General features: G+C 48.0%; 13 protein-coding genes. 6 read left to right on the plus strand and 7 right to left on the minus strand.

The features are described 5' to 3' along the window. Positions 1-5: 5 nt before the first annotated feature. The 5 genes from F569_RS0110905 to hemC all read right to left on the minus strand — a co-directional run bounded on the left by F569_RS0110905 (position 6) and on the right by hemC (position 7,680). The gene (locus F569_RS0110905) at positions 6-3,506 is read right to left on the minus strand and encodes a M10 family metallopeptidase C-terminal domain-containing protein (protein WP_026942236.1); all 3,501 of its coding nucleotides are present in this window, start codon (positions 3,504-3,506) and stop codon (positions 6-8) included. 162 nt (positions 3,507-3,668) lie between these two features. Continuing rightward, positions 3,669-5,180, minus strand: coding sequence for a heme biosynthesis protein HemY (locus tag F569_RS17640; protein ID WP_051279804.1), 1,512 nt, complete (start codon positions 5,178-5,180; stop codon positions 3,669-3,671). A gap of 15 nt (positions 5,181-5,195) precedes the next feature. Further along, positions 5,196-6,071, minus strand: coding sequence for a hypothetical protein (locus F569_RS0110920; RefSeq protein ID WP_026942237.1), 876 nt, complete (start codon positions 6,069-6,071; stop codon positions 5,196-5,198). Positions 6,072-6,080: 9 nt separating this feature from the next. Next, positions 6,081-6,779 carry a uroporphyrinogen-III synthase gene (locus F569_RS0110925; protein WP_026942238.1) on the minus strand — a complete coding sequence of 233 codons (699 nt, stop codon included), beginning with the start codon at positions 6,777-6,779 and terminating at the stop codon, positions 6,081-6,083. Beyond that, positions 6,772-7,680 carry a hydroxymethylbilane synthase gene (gene hemC / locus F569_RS0110930; protein ID WP_026942239.1) on the minus strand — a complete coding sequence of 303 codons (909 nt, stop codon included), beginning with the start codon at positions 7,678-7,680 and terminating at the stop codon, positions 6,772-6,774. Before hemC ends, F569_RS0110925 begins: the two co-directional genes overlap by 8 nt. A gap of 29 nt (positions 7,681-7,709) precedes the next feature. Here hemC and tsaD point away from each other — a divergent pair, with 29 nt between their 5' ends. From tsaD to F569_RS0110950, 4 genes are all read left to right on the plus strand, one after another. Continuing rightward, a complete protein-coding gene (gene tsaD / locus F569_RS0110935) occupies positions 7,710-8,840 on the plus strand; it encodes a tRNA (adenosine(37)-N6)-threonylcarbamoyltransferase complex transferase subunit TsaD (RefSeq protein WP_051279805.1) in 1,131 nt (376 codons plus the stop codon). Between the two features lie 34 nt (positions 8,841-8,874). After that, a complete protein-coding gene (locus F569_RS0110940) occupies positions 8,875-9,873 on the plus strand; it encodes an NAD(P)H-dependent glycerol-3-phosphate dehydrogenase (protein WP_026942241.1) in 999 nt (332 codons plus the stop codon). A gap of 1 nt (position 9,874) precedes the next feature. After that, complete coding sequence (locus tag F569_RS0110945; RefSeq protein ID WP_026942242.1) at positions 9,875-10,159, plus strand: YciI family protein; 285 nt, start codon at positions 9,875-9,877, stop codon at positions 10,157-10,159. Positions 10,160-10,230: 71 nt separating this feature from the next. Next, a complete protein-coding gene (locus F569_RS0110950; RefSeq protein ID WP_026942243.1) occupies positions 10,231-10,890 on the plus strand; it encodes a Crp/Fnr family transcriptional regulator in 660 nt (219 codons plus the stop codon). Between the two features lie 12 nt (positions 10,891-10,902). Here the strand turns inward: F569_RS0110950 and F569_RS0110955 are convergent, their stop codons facing one another. After that, a complete protein-coding gene (locus F569_RS0110955; protein WP_026942244.1) occupies positions 10,903-12,699 on the minus strand; it encodes an adenylate/guanylate cyclase domain-containing protein in 1,797 nt (598 codons plus the stop codon). A gap of 212 nt (positions 12,700-12,911) precedes the next feature. Between F569_RS0110955 and F569_RS0110960 the strand changes: the two genes are divergently transcribed. Together F569_RS0110960 and F569_RS0110965 are read left to right on the plus strand one after the other, a co-directional pair. After that, positions 12,912-14,858 carry a S1 family peptidase gene (locus tag F569_RS0110960; protein WP_162143773.1) on the plus strand — a complete coding sequence of 649 codons (1,947 nt, stop codon included), beginning with the start codon at positions 12,912-12,914 and terminating at the stop codon, positions 14,856-14,858. A gap of 33 nt (positions 14,859-14,891) precedes the next feature. Continuing rightward, positions 14,892-15,512, plus strand: a complete 621-nt coding sequence (locus tag F569_RS0110965; protein ID WP_026942246.1) for a hypothetical protein — start codon at positions 14,892-14,894, stop codon at positions 15,510-15,512. Here the strand turns inward: F569_RS0110965 and F569_RS0110970 are convergent. Further along, positions 15,509-17,518 carry a toll/interleukin-1 receptor domain-containing protein gene (locus F569_RS0110970; protein WP_026942247.1) on the minus strand — a complete coding sequence of 670 codons (2,010 nt, stop codon included), beginning with the start codon at positions 17,516-17,518 and terminating at the stop codon, positions 15,509-15,511. The two genes, F569_RS0110965 and F569_RS0110970, sit on opposite strands and share 4 nt — an antisense overlap. Positions 17,519-17,522: the final 4 nt, after the last annotated feature.

Consider the following 17,522-nt stretch of genomic DNA (forward strand, 5'->3'; position numbering starts at 1 on the left):
TGACTTTAAATCAACGCATCCATATCAAAGACATCGATGATATCAGCAGAGAAAGCGTCTGAGTCATCCAAAGCTTCTCCCGCTAGCGGAGGTGCCGAAGGCGCTGTTCCACTAAAGTCAAAGTTAGATGCATCAAGGTCAGATAGATTCTGTCCAACTATTGTTAGCGTGTTACCACCGCCAAAGTTAAAGATCACATTACTGCCTGCATCGGCACCGAGCGCTTGGAGAGAAGCCCAATCCGTAACGGTGCCACCGAGAATATAAATAAGCTCATTCGTCGTGAAGCCGCTAATCACATCGGCCCCATCAACAACTTCATCATAGCCAAAGCTATCAACGCCCGCACCACCATTAAGGCTATCATTGCCATTTCCGCCCGCGAGGTAGTCATCTCCGCCATTACCGAGTAAAACGTCGTCGCCCGCGCTGCCTGTTATACTGTCGTCAAATCCTGACCCGAGAACTCGTTCAATTGAAATGTAAGTGTCACCTGCAGCTTCTCCCCCAGTGCCGCCAGATCCGCCTATGAGCATATCAACAATAACGCCTGAACTAGCCGCGAGGTAGTTTACAGTATCGAAATCAGCTCCCCCATCAAAAACATCTCCGCCGGCGCCGCCATAGAAGAAATCATTGCCGGCGCCGCCTGACATAACGTCATTCCCGTTTTGGCCAAAAAGGATATCAACACCGTCGCCGCCATTGATTGTGTCATCACCTTCTCCGCCAAGAATTCGGTCATTCCCGCCCGCACCGTTCAGCGTGTCATTACCGTCTTCGCCATAGAGGCGGTTAGCCTGGGCGTCGCCTGTGATATCGTCGTCAAAATCAGAACCAAAAACCCATTCAATGCTGTTAAAGCTGTCGCCCATAGCATCCCCAATAGTGCCTCCAGATGCGAGGTTTAGGGTGATGCCAGAATCTGCATCAGAATAATACGCACTATCAATACCTGTTCCACCAAAAAGCGTATCTGCGCCTTTGCCGCCAAAGAGACGGTCATTACCTGAACTTCCGTCCAATGTATCATCGCCATTGCCGCCGCGCAGTTCATTACCGCTGCTATTACCTGTCAGATTGTCATTAAAATTTGATCCGTAAACGGCTTCGATACCAAAATAAGTATCACCGTCCGCATCACCACCTGTTCCCCCTGAGGCAAGATTTACTGTAACAGCCGATGTCGCAAAGACATAATTGGCAATATCAAAGCCGGTACCGCCATTGAGCTGGTCGGTGCCACTCGATCCATAAAGCGTATCATTACCAGCGTCCCCGCGCTGAATATCATTACCATCGCCGCCATAAATACGATCAATACCGCCGCCGCCATTAATCGTGTCATTACCATCCTCACCATAGAAAAACTCATTTGCCGAGGAACCGGTGACAACGTCATTAAAATTGGACAGATAATAACGCTCTATACTGCTAAATGTATCGCCAATAGCTTCCCCCACGGTACCGCCTGTATCCACGTTAAACCGAATACCCGTCAATGCCCCGCGGTAATCTACACTGTCAAAGCCAGCATCGCCATTAAGAGCATCCGCGCCCTCGCCGCCAATGAGGCGGTCAGCACCATCACCGCCATTAATAACGTCATCGCCCGCAAGACCGTCAATAATATCATTACCGCCCAGGCCGTTCAGAACATCATCGCCGGCTGTGCCAACTTCATTGTCATTACCTTCGGTAAAGACAGGACCGCCCCCGCCAGGGGCAAGAGTCACATCACCATCGGTAAAGCGCGCAAATTCGATGTTAGACAGCGTATCAGTTCCCTCGCCTGTGATGGTCCAAGTACCATCTCCATTATCTGTAATCGTGTAACTTGACTGCGCGCCATTATAGACGGCGTAATCCGTGCCGTCGCCGCCATCAAGAATGTCATTACCTGCATTCCCTTCAAGCTCATTATTCGCATCGTTACCGGTGATTGTATCATTGCCAGACCCGCCAATGGCATTTTCAATGATTGTTCCAACAGCTATGGAAATTAGATTTACAAGCGCAGCACCGCCATTATCGCCAACGCTTGAGAAAACGGCAAAATCACCACTCGGCATGAGGTTTATGGTTTGATCCGTACCGTAGATAGAAACGTCAAATGTATCAATTCCACCCGTATCGTAGATAGAAAATGATGGCGGCCGAATGCCTTGTGCAGCCCATACATCAAAGTCATAAATTGAGCCGGCTTCCGTTGCGTTTGCGCCATAAGTAGTATTGCCGCCGCGAGTGGAAGCTGCTGTGCCGTATAGATCATGAATCGCTAATAAATCAGCAACTTGCAAACCTAGAACCAAACGAGACGTCCCTGAATTCGACTCTGCTTGGCTATGATATGACATGACTGTGTGGTTCCATGTATCTTGTGTAAAAGCGTTATCAATGCCGTATGTGGAACTCCCATTATAAGGGCCGCCATGACCAAGACCGAGCGTATGCCCTATTTCATGCAGATATGTTTGATATGAATATGAATTTATATCATCGCCATATGTCCCTATCCACTGGCTTTGGCTGACATTGATCGTTGAAGAAGTAATGGTGCGGTCGCCATTCGCATTAGACGTTGTCTGACTTGACGAGTAAGCACCGCTATCTGTATCAATAAAAGATATATCCCCTGTTGTACCTGTGACTTGCTGGAACACTAAGCCTGTGACCTCAGCCCAAGCCTCTAAAGCTTTAATGATCAAAGCCTGCACATTATCTGTTCCGCCTGTTCCATCAGGAATACCGTCCATATTATAAGTAATAACAGGTTGATCCCAATAAGAGCGCGGCGAGAAACCGTCAGTCAAAAAATCCGCAATCTGCGTGTTTGTAAAATCAACTCGATTATTGTCTTCACTGGCAGAAACCATATAGCCACCAGTTGAAGAATTCCATCCATCGGCAGCCAAAAAGTAAGTTCCAGTCTCAGTTGCCGTAAAGGTTAGCCTAGAATTTTGTTGACCTGGTTGGGCATCATCATTTGTCGCAACTTGCGTTGTGCCATCAGGTGCGAATAAAAACAGTTCTGGGTCTGCATGAGCTTTCACACCGTCAACGTCCGTACGGGTCATAAAGAATGTGTATTCTTGGCCCGCAACTAAATCGACTTGAAACCAATCTTGATCAGTAGATGAATTACGAACGCCAAAAGCTGTTCCATCAATCGCAAGAGTAGCCGTTGTAGTCGCGTCGCCTGCAATCGTATCAACAGACCCTGCAAAAAGAGGCCCGCCATCATCTTTGCCGCCATGTTCATGATTATGGTCAGCACCAAGCGCGCCGAAATCTAGCCACTCATTGGTATAGCCATTTAGCCCATAATTTGTGTAATCAATGTCATCGGGGTCTTTTAAACCGCCGTCTTCACAGGCCTCGCAACAACATGAGCTTACATGCGGAGAATCAGTCGAAACCGAAATCTCAAAATCAAATTCAAGCTCATCGAAGGCAACGGGTGAGAGATCATAAGTGAAGCGGTTAAAATCAAGAAGGTAAGCCATAGGGAGTGTCCTTGTTAAGAATCGGCTGCTATCGAAAACATATTATTGGAGCTATTTATGCCATAAAGCAAAAACTACAACTCATGTATAAATGTGTCATTAAAATGGTCTTAATTCAAATTATGACAAAAAAAGACACTTTTTAAAATCTAGTGTTACGATCTATTCAGGCTTATCTAGTAAACTATCAAGACGTTCTGCTAAATCTGATGTCTGAGACTTTGTTTCCGCGCTCTCAATCATTGATTCATCTTTCTCGGAAACCGCGTCATTTGCTGGTACAATATCGATGTCTTCAACGGCCGGATGAGTGTCCAAATTCATGGCCAATGGCGCGCGACGGGCCGCCCCCCGTTCATAACGCGGATGAATAAGTTCGCCTTTTTCGCCATATGTGTAGATCAGTCGCCGCCAATCCTGATCTGTATAATCAAAGGCATCACCTTCTGGATCTAGATCTGACCAATCAGGTTCCGCTAGTGCTGTTGCCGCACGTTCAAGCCAGACACGTGCATCTTGCGCATTGCTGAGCATGGTTTCAGCTTTAGCGGCAAGAGAACAAATACGGGCGCTTGGTGTTTGGTTCTTGACCATAGGAGAAAGTTTGGACCATGCCGTGACAGCATCACCTGACGAGAGCAGTTCTTCGACTTCCAGTAAGGTAGACTCACGGTGATCAGGATTATTCTTGATCAGTGCTTTTATGAGTTTGGCTCTGACCTTATCACTCGCGCCTTCATTTATATCACGATAAGCTAAGGAAAGGGCGGGATGCGGGCCCTTGGACCAAGCTTTTTCTATAAGTTGACCCGCTTTTTTTGCCGCCCCTTTTTCGCCTAACAATTTTGCCGCTAGCGCAACCGCGGGCGAGAATTCGGGCGTGTCTTGCGCCGCCGATACCGCCATATCCATTGCCGCATCAGACTGGCCTGAGCGGCTAAGTCTGCTAGCTTCGGCTGTGGACAGAACTGCACTGCGGCGCCGGGCCAGATCCTTATCGATATGTTTGCGCTTAACCCCGTTTTCGAGTGTTTCAAGTGCGGCAGCCCATTGATGATCTGCCACTTGCGCCTGAAACAAAATATCAAAAGCCCAGCGCGCATTTTTATTCTCGCTATAGGCCCGGCTTGCATGTTCAATCGCGCCAGGCAGATTACCTGCCGTCAAGAGTTGTTGCGCCAGACCGCGTTGCCCTGTTGCCAAAGTGCGTTCTGATTCCAGCATAGCCTGATATTGTGCAATGGCTTCTTCACTGTCACCACAGGCTTCTGCCGCTTGCGCGCTGACCATGCGTCCCAAATCTTCAGAGCCGATGAGAGCACGGGCTTTTTCCGCTTTCTTGCGAGCTTTACCCATATCGCCTTCAGAACCGGCAATAAGCGCCTCTTCCATCGCATCAAGGGCCTGATTACGGCGGCGTAAGCCTACGCCAGACTTAACGCGGCTCGGCAAACGCCAGAGCCACCCCAAAATGGACCAAAGCGCAATCAATCCCACGGTTGTAAATGTCACTAGCCCAATAACTAACTGCCATGATAATTTCAGCGGACTAAATTGCAGAGGCCCTGTTGTCGCTGTTGATGTTAAAATCAATTGTGGATCGTTCCCAACATAAAGCAGAAGTCCAGCCAAAGCGGCCAGAAAAACCAGAATTGCAATTACATATTTTGTCATGAGTTTCTTCCCGCCCTAATTATCAAGGCTATCTCGCCATAACTCAGCGGCAGCTTTGGCGTCTGAAGGCAATTTGTCAAATGCAGCTTTTGCTGCGTCTATATCATCCTCTTCCAAGCTCTTTTGAATAAGCTCCACCAAAAAACGCGGATTTTCTTCAGACTGAACGGAAATGTGTTTTTTTAATGACCGCTCTAGCCAATTTCCTTCTTTGGGAAGGCTCGCCAATACGGCCTCTGTGGGAAATTCAATAGGCGGTTTCAGTCTTACTGCAGGGGTCGATATAGCGGTCAGTGTCGCAACAGGCTGTATAGTGACGGGAGCATTTTCTAGCGCCTCTAAACGCACAGCCAGACCCGCAACACTGTTATCCTCTGACGACGTAGTTTCCAGTTTTTCCAAACGGGCCAGAATATCTGTCAGCTCTAGCACCTCGGAGCCGTTATCCTGTAAAGCCTCTAGGCGCGATACAAGTTCAGGGTCAATGGAAGCAGGGGCCGCAGCTTCTAATACTTCCAGACGCGCCGTAATGGGCTCAAGGTTTACGGCCTCAGCAGCTGCAGTCGACGCGTTTTGTAGATTTAATATCGTGGCCTCCAAATTTTCATTTTCCGCTGTCAGAGCCGTTACATCTTTGCTGACCTTGTCCAGTTTCGCCTCAAGGGGAGTTATCTCAGGAATAGGCGTAGCGTAATATTGTGACGCTAGCCAAACAATGCCCCCACCCAAAACAGATGAAAGAAATGCGGTTATGATGAGAGTCGGCGCACCAAATCGCTTACGCGGCTTGATCTCTACTTCAAGGCTGTCTTTTCGGCCCTCAGATGGCTCATCTAGTTCAAATTCCGGTTTATCCGTATTCAAATGCTCGTCTTTTATGTTATCATCCATAATGCTCTTTTAAACGCTTGGGACCGCGTCAATCAAGGCCGGTTCATTGGGCTTTGCAGCTATATATCGTGCCTTGCATGTCAAATCACCCAAGGCCTCATCAATAGCTTTGCTCAGGGACAAAACTGTTACGCGTGAGAGATCAGGCGCGAACCCAGCAATAGTTTTTGCTGCCAATGGCGAATAAAGCGCCATAAAGTCCATCTGCGATGTATTGACTTTCGGCATCTGTTTAACAGGAGACGAAAAATAGTAGAGGTCGCGCTGGGCTCTATACCCTTTGGCTTTTAAGTCCTCTATGATTGTGCCTCTCACATGGTTTCCCGCGCAATGATAGATCGGACGCGCTGAGGTAAAGTCTTTCAAAATAACTTTTGTAACGTCATTTGATGTCCCGTTAGCGGATGTAACAGTGCGGAACCCCAGATCATGCGCGATTCGCTGCGTCTGGTAACCCGGCGTAACCACAGGCCAATGACGCAACAGCGTATTATTAGCAAATGCTTTTACCGCATTCCCTGACGTAAAAACAATGACGCCATCACGGGCGGGCAAATCAGGCATAACCTTGGGGTGGCTGACCTCTAGAACAGGCGCGACAGCCGCCGCATAGCCGTTTTTCGCCCATAATTCTGCACTCTTAAAGGCCGCTGGAGCCGTACGGGTAATCCAAATCGTTGGCTGAAATGGCCGCGTCACATCATTCATCCCATTTAATCCTGTCTCCAGCTTCTTTTCGAATCTCTTCGCCCAAGCGCAACCCCATCGCAAAAGCTTTCTCTTTTGAAGGCACCTCAAGTCTCTCAGTACGTGCGAAACAAATCGAGCCATCTTTGGCAATGACCTCACCCCGAAAATTCAGCCCTCCATCTAGCACCTTTGCAAGAGCTGCGATGGGCGTGCGGCAAGATCCGTCAAGCGCCCGCAAAAAAGCCCGCTCGGCCGTAATGGCCAAATCTGTATCCGCATGATTAAGCGGCGCAATAGCAGCTGCCGCATCTTTGTCCGTATTACGAATTTCAATGCCAATCGCGCCTTGGGCTGGGGCAGGCAACATAAGGTTTGTATCAATCGCCTGTGTAATCAAAGCCTCTAATCCCAAACGTTTAAGTCCAGCGCAGGCCAAAAATGTAGCGTCACAGTCCTCATTTTTAAGTTTCTCGAGACGCGTTCCGACATTTCCACGTAAGAGCTTAAACTCAATATCAGGCCGCATGGCAGCGAGCTGAGCCCGGCGCCGAATTGAGGCTGAGCCCACAATCGCGCCTTCTGGCAGATCTGCAAGCGTTGAAGCTTTATAGGACATAAAGGCGTCGCGAGGATCTTCGCGTTCAAGAACAGCGCCAATTAGAAGTCCATCTTGCCCAAGGGTTGGTACGTCCTTCATAGAATGTACCGCCAAGTCGATGCGGTCTTCCATAAGGGCGTCTTCAAGCTCTTTGGTAAAAAGCCCCTTTCCTCCAAATTCTTTAAGGTCTCCTTTTATGGAATCGCCTGATGTTTTCAGGATTTTTATTTCGGATTCACACCCCAAAAGGCTTTCGACAAGTTTTGCCTGATACAAAGCGAGAGGTGAACCGCGTGTTCCAATGATAAGCTTGCGTTGCATCGCGCCGTGAGTCTCCTTATGTGGAAATAATGGCTTTAACCGCTTTGAAATATACTGTCCAAGAGAAAGCACTGATTTTGGGCATTGAAAGCAGCTGTGATGAGACCGCGGCCTCCGTTTTACGGCGACAAGCCGATGGGAGCTTTGAAATACTATCCTCAATTATTGCAAGCCAAGACGAAAAACATGCGCCTTTTGGGGGCGTGGTACCTGAAATAGCAGCGCGGGCGCATATGCAAAAGCTTGATGCGATTATTGATCGCGCTGTGACAGACGCCGCGGTCGAATATGATGATCTGTCTGCCATCGCCGCTACATCCGGACCAGGATTAATCGGCGGCGTGATTGCAGGACTTATGGGGGCTAAGGGCTTAGCGATGTCACTGGATATTCCTTTGATTGCGGTAAATCACTTAGAAGGTCATGCTGTGTCGCCAAAATTAGCCGGAGAATGCCCCTTCCCCTATTTGCTACTGTTGATTTCTGGAGGCCATACTCAATTGCTCTCTGTCAAAGGATTGGGCGATTATACCCGGCTGGGCAGTACGGTTGATGACGCGGCGGGAGAAGCTTTTGACAAGAGCGCAAAAGTCATGGGACTCGGTTTTCCGGGCGGCCCGCGCGTCGAAAAGACGGCTGCCAGTGGTGACCCATCTGCTGTCAAACTACCGCGTCCTTTTAAAGGCAAAGACCATGCGGATTTTTCTTTTGCAGGCCTAAAAACTGCTGTCGCCCGCGCTTACGAAGCTAGCGATAAATCAGACCAAGCAAATGCAGATTTATGCGCAAGTTTTCAGCAAGCTGTTTGCGACGTCTTTGATGACCGTACGCGCCGTGCAATGGCTTTATTTCGTAAAGATATTAGCGCAGAAATAGATAGCCCCCAACGCTTTGTTGTGGCCGGAGGCGTTGCGGCCAATAAAAAAATCCGAAGCTCTCTTGAGGCACTTTGCAATGCTCAAAATTTTACACTGCTTGCGCCTCCGCTTAAATTCTGCACAGATAATGCCGCGATGATTGCCCTTGCTGGAGCAGAGCATTACGCCCTAGGGAATTTTGACGCGATGGATGTTAAGGCCCGTCCCCGCTGGCCTCTAGACGGCGAAAGCGCTAGGCATAATCCCGCAAGTGGCTTTGGCAAAAAAGGTCCAAAATCATAAGCGCTAAAGATAGCATTGATCTTAAAGGATTAATATGACGACTTATCAAAATATTGGCGTTATTGGCGGAGGTGCATGGGGCACGGCCCTCGCTCAGACATTGGCTGTGGCCGGGCGGGATGTCACACTTTGGGCTTATGAAAATGACTGCGTAAACAGCATAAATGATTTGCGTGAGAACAGTTTATTTTTGCCTGGCGTAAAGCTTGATCAGAGGATTCGCGCGACATCTGATATATCCAACCTCGGCGATATGGATGCTGTTTTATCCGTTGCCCCCGCTCAGCATACACGCACTATACTCAAAAACTTTGTGCCTCATATGAAGCCTGCAATGCCAATAGTTTTGTGCTCCAAAGGCATCGAAATTTCAACGCGCAGTTTTATGTCAGACGTTTTGGCAGAAGTTGCACCTCTTTCGGTTCCTGCAGTTCTGTCTGGACCCAGTTTCGCGATAGACGTCGCTAACGGTTTGCCAACAGCTGTAACCCTTGCATGTGAAGACCAAGCGATTGGGCAAGCTCTCGTTAAAGCTATCGCTGCGCCGACATTCCGCCCCTATCTGGCAAGCGATGTTATAGGCGCGGAAATTGGCGGCGCAGTTAAAAATGTACTCGCCATTACTTGTGGGCTGGTACTGGGTAAGGAGCTTGGCCGCTCCGCTCATGCCGCGATTATTGCGCGCGGTTACGCCGAAATGACTCGGCTGGGCAAGGCTTTGGGCTGTAATGCAGAAACCTTGACTGGGCTATGCGGGCTTGGGGATTTGGTATTGACCTGTTCGTCTGAGCAATCGCGCAACATGTCATGCGGTTTAGCCTTGGGGCGCGGACATACGCTTAAGCAAATTATGGCTGCACGGACATCCGTAACTGAAGGCGTTGCTACCGCCCCGGCCCTAAAGGAAATGGCAAAAGAGCTAGGTGTGGATATGCCGATATGCACCGCTATGGCGGATATATTGTCGGGAGACTTAGACGTTGATAACGCGATCACTCGGCTCTTGGCGCGGCAACATAAAACGGAGACTTAAGATGGAATTTATTGTTTACAGTGCCGACAAACCGGACGGCTTACATATTCGGCAATCTGCACGTGATGCGCATCTCGCCTGGCTAAAAGCGCCTTCAGAAATAAAGCCTTTGGTCGCGGGGCCTTGGCTCGATGATGAAGGTGTCATGCGAGGAAGTTTGCTCATCGTAGAGGCAAAAGATAAACAGGCCGTCCTCGATTGGTTATCAGGAGATCCCTATAAGACGGCCGGACTTACCGCCTCGGTTGACGTCAAAGCTTATAAATGGGTGATAGGAAAACCATGAAAATGTGATGCAAGTCACATATAAATTATGTAAACTGATCTATGAGGGTCACGAAATTGGGGCGTGCAAATATGGATTTTCAATATAACATTTTAGACTTCCAGAGGTTCTTAGCTGAAAATGCTGACATCCACGCAGCCTTTAGTGATGTTAGCCAATCCCGAAAAATTGCCAAAGGAAATATCATTGTTGCGCAGGATGAGCCCGGCCAAGATATCTTTTTATTGCGCGTAGGACGCGCCAAAGCCGTTATCTTTTCTGAGGGAGGGCACGAAATTCATTTAGCCGAATTTATGCCAGGCACTCTGTTTGGCGAAATGGCAGCGCTTTTAAACGCTCCGCGTTCATCCAATGTCATCGCGCACACCAAGGCTGTAGTTGATGTTATCCCCGCGGCGGAGTTCAACACACTTATGCGGCGCCACCCAAAGCTGGCGCTATATATGACCCAGATGTTGGCCAAACGCTTACAGCAAACCTCACAAAGCTTGTTTGAGGGGCATGTCTTTACAGTTACCCAGCGCATATATCAGGATCTACTTCGTAAATCAGAACCAGATAGCACTGATACCGAGCGAATGCGCTTGGCACCCGCACCTTCCGTGACAAGTCTTTCAAAGAGCCTGAACGTCACGCGGGAAGCGGCCTCTCGCGCGGTCACAAAATTGACCAAGCAAGGTCTGGTCAAAAAGCAAAAAGGATATTGGGATATAATTCGTCCTGAGTTTTAAAGCTCCCAAAATCTAACCTATTTTTTGGCGAAGACTATAAAGCGAAAAAACCGTCTCTTCCTTTTCTGATTTCATACGTCCAGCATAATCACAAATCAGGTTTTCAGCACCTTGGCCTTGCATGGCTAGCATAGCTGCGAAGTTTTCACTCACGCAAATAGACCCCGGGACAGCTAAGGCTTCAAGGCGCGCAGCTGTAGTCACATGACGGCCATAAAGGTTAGGTGTTTGCGTAAACGGGTCAGGCCTCTCCCAAACGGGGCCGAAGTGGATTCCGATACGTAAAGATAAGTTATGAGTTTTACCTCCAGCAGCCGCGGCAACGCTCTCATTAAATGAGTCCATAATTTCGAAGGCAGCTTCGGCTGCAGCTAATGGCGTTTCAAAAACAAGAAACAAGCCATCACCCCAGCTTTTAATATGTAAAGGCTGCACGTTTAAGGTTCGGCATTTCTGTGCCATAGGCTCGAAAATTTGTGAGACGATATCAGGGAGGCTTCTATCAGGAAGCCCGCCATACCCTTTCAGATCCGTAAACAACATGGCTCTAAAGGCACGCCTGTCAGATTGCGGAAGCGGAACAGTGGGCTTGTCTTGTCTGGGATGTGGCCAATCAATATTTTGCGTCTCCCCCCCAGAATCATGCCAAAGTCTGGTGTCGAGCTGCGTCCCGGCTGGATGCGCTTCTTGTCCCTGTTTATCCATGACGCTGAACTGCTGCACACCTGCCGAAAGTCGTTCTGCGGTAAGACGCGTCAGGCCCATTGCGATGAGGCTCCCCATTCTTAGATCAAGCGCATCAAAATCTCCGGGGTCATCCAATATAATGCGAATGGATTTTGCCTGAGGAATAATAGCCTCAAAACGTTCCGCCCATTCAGATCCCATTGGCGTGACGGATAAGCGTTTAAAATCTACAATTGGAACCGGCAGAACCAAATGTAAGTCCACGCCTCTGTCCAAAAAACCTTCAGCAAATAAAATATCCGCTCCCGCCGCCAAGGCCCCGAAGGCAAGGCTTGAAGGTGATCTTTCCATCATCTGCTTAATTTCATCAGAAAGCGTCTTTGTTTCAACAGCCGTGAGACTTCGCTCAGGCCGCGGCTCGCCTATGTAGAATAAATGCCCCGTATAATGAACACAGGGAGGTATCTGTAAGGGTCTCGCGCATGTAGGGAGCTCCCCATAACCGAGCATTTTGAATTGTTTGATTGTCGTTGCCCTAGCGGCATGATTATCGGGGTCAACCTCTAAGGCTTTTTTTAAAGCGCTCGCGGCCGCCCCTTCATTTTCCAAAAGAAACAAACACTCTGCCCGTGTCGCATGAAAATAATAATTCGGAACCTCTAGCTCGGGGCCAGAATTCTCATAAGACCTCAAAATGGTTTGTGCTAAATGTCTAGCGCGTTTTTTATCTCCGGCCATGTACCAGAGACTTGCCGCATTGACGCCGCTATACCCGCCGCGCGTTTGCTCATATGTTTGTTCATATAGCGTCGCCGCATCAGCATAAAGAGAAGGGCTTGAAGGACCGTTTTTTTCTTCTATTCGTCCTTTTATAATACGGCCGGAAAGCGCGAGAATATCTTCATGCATTTCTTTGGCTAATTCGAAATTCTTAAATAAGGTTTCCGCAGCTTTTAAGGCACCGCCTCTCAATAAGCTCAGGACAGAGATATGTTTCAGACTGACATCATTTGGGTTGTCTTTTAAAGCCGCCATCGCCTCGTCAAAAGCCATGAAATAATAGCCCGCACGAAAATGCTCCAATATATCATTATACGACTCGGATACGCCCGCATTTAACATTTAATATGTGCCATTCCTTCCGGTTAGGACATGAAAACGGCAAAACCTGTGACCCGCGTCACGGTCTTGCGTATTTTTTAATTTTATCTAAAAACACACATAAGGGGAGCGCAATGATAGGGCAATTGCAGAATAGAATCTTTAGGCTTACAGCCTCTACGTTATGCGGAGTCATTTGCTGCACGGCAGCATTTAAGGCTAAGGCCGACACTGTGACTGGGCATTTAGCCGTCGCCGATTGGTTCATGATTGTCAAAGATGAAGGCGGAACACAAACCGTCGTCCAGAGCTCTGATCTAGAAGGAAGCTGGCAGGATATAAATCCGATCAGTTTCGACCTAACAATCACATCTGAAACTGTGGCTTCAAACAATCTTTATATTATCTCTGTCGGCCAAGGCGGCGGGGCCATGATGGCCTATCTTAGCGGGGCTTTGAACGGAGATAAAACTGTGCTGACTGGCAGCCCGCTTATAACCGTTCTGAAAAGCAATATAGAGGGCTACTCTTACCCCGAAGCCCCTGAGGTTACCGAGCTTATACGCGGGCAGCTTGGAGGAAGCTATGGCCCGACGCAATCTGTTGCACGTGATGCCGTTAAGAACGTTGATAGCCTAGCCTTTCCAAGCCGCGTTAAGTCTGCTGCTGGAAATAAGAACCCACCCGCAATTTGGTGGTCTCGCGGACTGGCAGATGCGGCCTATGATAGCGAATATGTTGTTTTCAAGATCCCCTATTCAGCCCTGTTCAACCCGCCTGTTACGGGTGGGCGCGGAGATGCCCAAGAAGACGCGCTGACCCTGGCCATGGATCGGCAAGACTTTCTCAACGAGCGGCGCGGAATGCGCGAATATATTGCTGGACTGACCAATATTATCAAAGAACGTGAGCATGAGCTTCGTGTTGCAAACGCCAAATTAGATTTCACCGAGAACGGCACAGACGTTATTGCCGATGTTATAAACCCCATGGAAGATTTAATTGAAACACAAAAAAACCGGTTAAAGACTCAATCTGAAACCTTGAACGATAACACTGCCGAAATGAATAAGCTTAAAGATGATGCGCAGAAGCTTGAAAATGAAATACAGCGTTTAAAAGACGTAAAGCAACCCGCGAGCCCAGGGGCATCTACGCCAGCGGTAGGAAACGCTGTAGGGATATCAATGCCCGCTGCAATTTCTGGGGGCTTGGGTGTTTTAAGCTTAGGTGGATTGGCAGGGCTTATGCTTGGACGCCGGCGGCATAATCAACACTGTAACCTTCATACTCCGCCCATTAAACGCGAGGAGGAAGAGCGTGAAAAGAGCCAAGGTTTTGACACACTTAAAAAAGGCATGGCCTTTGCCGCCTCGCCTATGCTTTTGGGCGGCCTGCCACCTGCACTAGCCGCGATAAAGCCTGTCTATGATGCTGTTGGACGCATTGGTTTTGCACAGAAAGGAAAACCCGTTGGAGAGGACGAGTCCTTCGGTACAGGTATTCTTATCTCTGACCATCATATCCTCACGAACCGCCATGTTTGGGAAATGTTCAAGCACCGCCTTACGAGTGATGAACCCACAGGCATCGAGTTTTACGGCGAAAAGAAGTCCGATAAATCTGACTTTGTGACATTTGCAGATGATGAGCCCGTTTGTATTGACGGCTGGGACGCCGCTATTTTTACGCTTAGCCGCACACCAGAAAACCGCAAACCCGTGACCATCACACCGCGGCCAGCGAAAAGTCTGAACGATTTAGATATCGTTGTCGTCGGCTACCCCCAAGCACAGCGCGTGACAGATACTATTGAAGACGTTACCGAGAAAGACCCCATATTTGGCGTAAAGCGCTATAGCGAAGGTAAAATATTCCGTCATTCAGTCGATACCGAAAACCCTTATGGCGTCGAAGCCGCGGTTGAGAGTATTATCAATCCAAGTGAAACCATGCGGGCTGTCTGTCATAATGCCTCGACATTAGGCGGCAGCTCAGGCTCTGCGGTAATTTGCAAAAAAACCGGCGAGCTCATCGCGCTACATTTCGGCTTCGATTCTGCCTATGAATGGGAAGAAGCCGCAAACTTCGCTGTAGCAGGGGAGAACCTAGCCGATAAAGTCGCAAATATTATCCAATCCGTGACCGCCGTCACAGATAGGTCTGCACAGGCAATATAAAGACAGCCTACTCATCCAAATAGGGAGGATACAATGAGTGAAAAAAAGAAATCAGATAATAAATACCAGTTTATGAAAAGCTGGGACGAATTTGTAAATTCACGTACGGAAAGTGCAAAAAAGCATCCAGTTTTAATGCCAATCAATCTTGATATAGTCGATGGCAAATTGGTCAGAACACGTATGAAGGCGCCTGAGGTTAAAAAGCTCTATGCGAAGTGCCGGGCCGACTTGCCGCAATATTTGCAGAGTAATCCGAAAGTCTTTGGTGATGCAGATAAAATCTTCAAAGAATATGTAAAATATTTTCAAACTCAAGACGGTGTCGAAGGGCCAGGCGATGAAACGGCGTTGGACTTGCACTGCATTCATCCAACATGGATGTTATTCAATCTGCCACGCCGCAATTGGAAGTTCACACGCGACGTTCAATATACTGTACAGAATGATGCGGATTGTCAGTTACGCAATTTTGAGAAAATTTGCACCTTAGACAAAATGAATGCTTTGATTCTGTCAAATCGTTGCCGGAGTAATCCAAAAGGCCTAAAGTTCAACCTGCACGTTACAATGAGTCAGCGGGAAGATGGTAAGACGTTTAAAACACCGATTATCATAGATCCGCCAGTAAAAAATAACCCCGTAGACCCCTAGAGGCAAGGCGATTTTTTGATACTAGGAACTAAAAAATTTCGTTCAATTAATTGTGCAGCATTGCTATTCGCAGTGCTGCATTCTCCTAGTAATTCATTTGCCAAAACTTTATTCGTCAAAATAGCAGGTGGTTGTTCAGTAGTTGCCACCCAAGGGTAAGAGAGATATTTTCGCGCAAAGTAAACTGCATCACTTTTTTTCCCGCGATAATAATTTTCCCACATTAAATAAGCATCTATTTTTATGTCAGTAAGGCTTGTTCCAACTACATTTCTATTTTTTTTGTTTAGTATAGACATTGCGTTATTAGACCTACCTTGCCCCTCTGATATCGAAAGATAACGAATATGAGACAAATCCCTCAAAAAATTATAATATCTATCGTTAGGCGCTGTGAATTGTAAAACCCTCTCCTGTGTACGAAAAAAATCGTCCTGAAATCGCATAAAATTTACTGCGTCACCTTCTTTATAATAATAATCTAGCCTCAAAAATTGGGCAAAATAATAAGTTCTAAGCCAGTTAGAGTTCTCACTATCGTAATCAACAAGCACTTTTAGTTCTTGAATGACTGAGCTTAGCTTGTCTATTTCGACATTTTCCTGAAATCTAATTAACTCCGCATATCGGCTAAATTTTGTAGAAATCGCGCTAAAAATAATGTCATAATTTTTTGAGCCATTAGCTATAGCCGTATCATAAATACCTACTTCTTCTTGCCGCAAAGCATCAATTTCATCGAATGATTTTATATATAATGCCGACCGAGCTTGACCTGCTAAGATATTTGCGAGTTCTTTTTTAGGTACTTCGCTATCGGGTTCCAAGACTATAGCGAGTCTTGCATATTTGGCTGCTTTATTATATTCTGAAGCTGAATTTATGTAATCTCTTTGTCGGTCATAATACGCGCCCAACGCATTCGCGCTCCAGGCAGCTTCCATAATGTAATCGAAATTATTTGAGTCAATTTGGTGAAGCTTTTGAGAAAGCCTATTATATTTACGCCAATAAGGTTCGACTTCCTCAAATTTATTTTGATTAAAATAATACTTGCCTACCCAAAACTCACTTTGTGCGTGAGCGTATATCGCGTCCGTGTCCTCTGGGTTCCGCCCCAGCACTTCGCGAGTCAACGCCGCCGACGCCTCTATCTCGCGTTGCGCTTCCTCCATACGGCCCGCATCTAGCGCAACCTGAGCAAGGACCTGACGTGCAGCTGCCAGGAGCCTGAGATTATCATCTGACAGCGCGGCACTATCTTTTTTATTATAATACTCAATCGCCTTGCGCCCAACACCTTCGAGCAATTCCAAACGGCCGACAGGTTCTAATTTTACCTTTAAGTCTTTGACCATATAGTCGAGCAAGGCCTCGGATTCGGCGCGTTCTAGCTGAGCTTCATTTCGTGCTTCTACAGCTTGCAGCGCTGTAAAGCCCAACACGCCCGAGAGCGCTAACGACACCGCGAGTCCTGCTCCCATAATGCGGTTACGCCGCTTAGCACCGCGCTGAATAAGGTCATCGAGACCTGTCCCGAGCATCCCCGCCGCGAGCTGCGTGACGCCGAGCTTAAACCCGACTTTATCCGTTCCAAGCGCCGCCGCAAGGGGCTCACGCCCGCCTTCAGTCAACGCCGCAGGAAAAGCCGTTTCTGGCGTGCCTTCGATGATCGCTGATAAGATTGCGGTATCGCCGTGAAGCTCTCTGAACAGACGTACTTCTTCATTCACCCAATGCGAGGCCTTGGCGGCGGGCGAGCATAAGACAATTAAATATTTTGCCCCCCGCACTGCCTCTTGGATTTTTTCTGACAGGCTATGCGCGGCGGTCAGTTCAGCAACGTCTCGGAAGACGGGGCTCGTGGTTTTACCAGCTTTGCGCAAATGCTTTGGAACCGGATAAGTCTCCAATGCCTTATGTAGCCGCGCAGCCATAAGTTCATCTGCGTGAGCGTAAGAGATAAAAGCCGCATAGCGGCGTAATGCGGTAATGTCTTGCCCCATAGCT

This window comes from Hellea balneolensis DSM 19091 (assembly GCF_000428525.1).
Lineage (GTDB): Bacteria > Pseudomonadota > Alphaproteobacteria > Caulobacterales > Maricaulaceae > Hellea > Hellea balneolensis.